We start from the raw sequence: 3155 nt of genomic DNA on the forward strand, positions 1-3155 counted from the left end.
GGGTGCTGCTGGCGCTGTTCACGATCTTCGTGGCGGTGCCGGCGCTGCTGCTCGGGCTGGCGTACTGGAGCGCCGAGATTCCCGAACCGAACGCGGTGCAGACCAATCAGATCGCCACCATCCTCGCCGCCGACGGCACCTCGGTCATCGCGAAGGTGGTTCCGCCGGAGGGCAATCGACTGCCGATCCCGCTCGCCGACGTGCCCGAGCACATGCGCCTGGCCATGCTCTCGGCCGAGGACCGGGATTTCTACACCAATCCGGGCTATTCGCTGTCGGCCTTCGTGCGCGCCGCACGTGACAATCTCACCGGACGCGAGGACGCGGGCGGCGGCTCGACGATTACCCAGCAGTACGTGAAGAACGCCTTCCTGACCTCCGAGCGGACGATGAACCGCAAGATGCGCGAACTCATCATCTCCGCCAAGATGGCCCGGCAATGGACCAAGGACGATATTCTCGCCGCCTATCTGAACACCATCTATTACGGGCGCGGCGCGTACGGAATCGCCTCCGCCGCCAAGGCGTACTTCGAGAAGCCGGTCCCCGAACTCACCCTCGCCGAGAGCGCGGTGCTGGCCGCGCTGGTACGCACCCCGTCGATCCTGGATCCGGAGACCCACCTCGACGATCTGCGGTACCGCTGGGCCTATGTGCTGGACGGCATGGTGGAGATGGGGGCGCTGTCGCAGGCCGAGCGGGCCGCCGTGCGATTCCCGGAGATCGTGCCCGTCACCCAGCTGGCGGACGCCAACGCCGCGCGCGGGCCGGAGGGGCTCATTCGCGCCCAGGTGCTGCGCGAACTGCGCGCCTCCGGGATCAGCGAGCACGAACTCAATACCGGTGCGCTGCAGATCGTCACGACCATCGACGCCCGAGCCCAGCAGGCGGCGCTGGCGGCGGTCGGGGATGTGCTCGGCGGACAGCCCGCGGAACTGCGCACCGCGGTGGTCTCCATCGATCCGCGCAGCGGTGCGGTGCGCGCCTACTACGGCGGCGCGGACGGGATCGGCTTCGACTTCGCGCAGGCCCCGCTGCAAACCGGTTCGGCCTTCAAGACTTTCGCGGTGCTGGCGGCGCTCCAGCAGGGCATCACACTGGGCTACAAGATCGACAGCTCGCCGCTCACCGTGAACGGGGAGAAGATCCACAACGTCGGCAATGAGAGCTGCGGGACCTGTTCGATGGCCGAGGCGTTCAAACGCTCCCTCAACACCAGTTTCTACCGGCTGTCGCAGGCCCTGTTCGCGGGGCCGAAGGCCATTGCCGACGCCGCGCACCAGGCCGGCATTCCGGAGGAGATTCCCGGGGTGCCCGGTAAGACCCTGTCGGAGAACGGCGGTCCGCCGCTGCCCGCCATCGTGCTCGGCGCGTATTCGGTACGGCCCATCGACATGGCGTCGGCGTACGCGACGATCGCGGCGCACGGCGCCTATCGCAAGCCCTATTTCGTGCAGCGGGTGCTCACCGGTGACGGCCGGGTGCTGCTGGACCGCGAGGACGGCGCGGCGCCGCCGCAGCAGCGTTTCCAGGCCACCGTGGCCGACACCACCGCCCAGGCCATGCTGCCCATCGCCGCCTATTCCAATGGCCACGCCCTCGCCGGGGGACGGCCGTCGGCGGCCAAGACCGGCACCACGCAGTTGGGGGAGACCGGACAGAACAAGGATGCCTGGATGGTCGGCTTCACCCCGTCGCTGTCCACCGCGGTGTGGGTGGGAACCGAACAATCCCAACCCATTCGAACGGCGGGGGGTGCGGCCGTCTACGGGTCCGGACTGCCCGCGGATATCTGGAAGCAGACCATGGACGGGGCGCTGGTCGGTACACCGGTGGAACAATTTCCCCATCCGGTGCCCCCAGAGGACTCGTCAGGGTCGAGCGGATTCGACATACTCGATCCGCAGCAGGGCGCACAACAGGCACCTGTCGTGATCATCCCGCCCGCGCCGCCACCGCGGCAGGTCGAGATATTTCCCGGCCTCAGCATCCCGGTGCCCGGCTGACACGGACTTGGTGTTGATCATGGAAAACGGTTAGCGGACCCATTCGGACCAACCCCCCGATATGGTGGAAACCGCCACCGGTGCCAGCCGCCGGAACGGGCGGTGGCAGGATGCGGGTGGAGTAGACGCGGGTGGGATACAGCACGAGACATAGGGGCGACGCCGGTGGAATTCAATGTCGTTGAACGCCACGAAACGCTGGTAGCCGGAACGGTGCTACGCAGTCCGGCGCTCGCGGTCGAGGGACCGCGCCGCGCGAAGGTCGAGGAGGCGTGGAAGCGCAACCTCTCCCGCAACCTGCCCGGACCTCCGGCCACCGCGTATGTCGACCACGCGCCCGAGATCGGTTCGTATCTGACCCATATCGTCGGCTACCGCTGCGAGAGCCTCGCCGATCTGGAGTCGGGCGACGTGCTGGCGCGCATCCCGGCCGGAGTCTTCGCGCGGTTCACCCGCAGCGGGGACAACCTGGGCGACACCATCGTGTCGATCTGGCGGGCGGTGTGGGACCTGGAGGCCAGCGGCGTCATCAACCGCGCGTACACCGGGGATTTCGAGCACTACCCGGACATGCACACCGTGGAGGTGTTCGTGGCGCTCGATCCGAACTCGGCCGACGGCCGGGACAAGGCGTAGGGGGATGACCGTGGACTTCGAAATCGTCACCCTGGACGAGGCACTCATCGGCGGGCTGACGGTGCCGCTGGCCGGACGCGAGGTCACCGCGCGCGACCTCGATCTGGTGAACTTCACCTGGGACCGCTATCTGTCCCGGGAGAAGCGCGCCGACCGCGTGGCGGCCTATATCGGACAGAACGATCACGCCGTGGCGGTGCTGGGCTACGAACTCACCGATCTCGACCAGCTCGACATCGGCGATGTGCTGACCCGCATCCCGCCCGGCCGCTACGCCAAGTTCGTGGTGACCGACAAGCCGTACGATCTGCTCCGCACCGCCTGGGCCAAGGTCGCCAAGGCGGAGAGCGCGGGCAAGATCACGCGCTCGCATACCGCGGAGATCGAGCGCTACACCGGCCCCGCCTCGGTGGAGGTCTACGTCTCCCTCGACTGAACGCGACCAGCCAGTCTCAAGAGCCCGGCCGCGTCGTAGCGTCGGCGGGAGAACCAGGAGCGGCCCCGCGAGTGTTG

3 protein-coding genes are annotated in these 3155 nt (G+C 67.9%); all 3 read left to right on the forward strand.

The genetic code is table 11. The features are described from left to right. On the forward strand, positions 1-2006 hold a 2006-nt coding region (locus QK444_RS34670; RefSeq protein WP_282786229.1), incomplete at its 5' end, for a transglycosylase domain-containing protein. A gap of 165 nt (positions 2007-2171) precedes the next feature. Further along, a complete protein-coding gene (locus QK444_RS34675) occupies positions 2172-2642 on the forward strand; it encodes an effector binding domain-containing protein (protein WP_029930354.1) in 471 nt (156 codons plus the stop codon). Between the two features lie 4 nt (positions 2643-2646). Beyond that, entirely contained in the window at positions 2647-3078 is a 432-nt protein-coding gene (locus QK444_RS34680; protein WP_228808764.1) for a GyrI-like domain-containing protein, read from the forward strand. Positions 3079-3155 lie beyond the last annotated feature (77 nt).

Source organism: Nocardia sp. CC201C, assembly GCF_030010695.1.
In the GTDB taxonomy this organism is placed as follows: Bacteria; Actinomycetota; Actinomycetes; order Mycobacteriales; family Mycobacteriaceae; genus Nocardia; species Nocardia otitidiscaviarum.

Coding starts and splice junctions, on each gene's coding strand:
- QK444_RS34680 (WP_228808764.1), top strand. CDS start 2,647: ATGACCGTGGACTTCGAAATCGTCACCCTGGACGAGGCACTCATCGGC.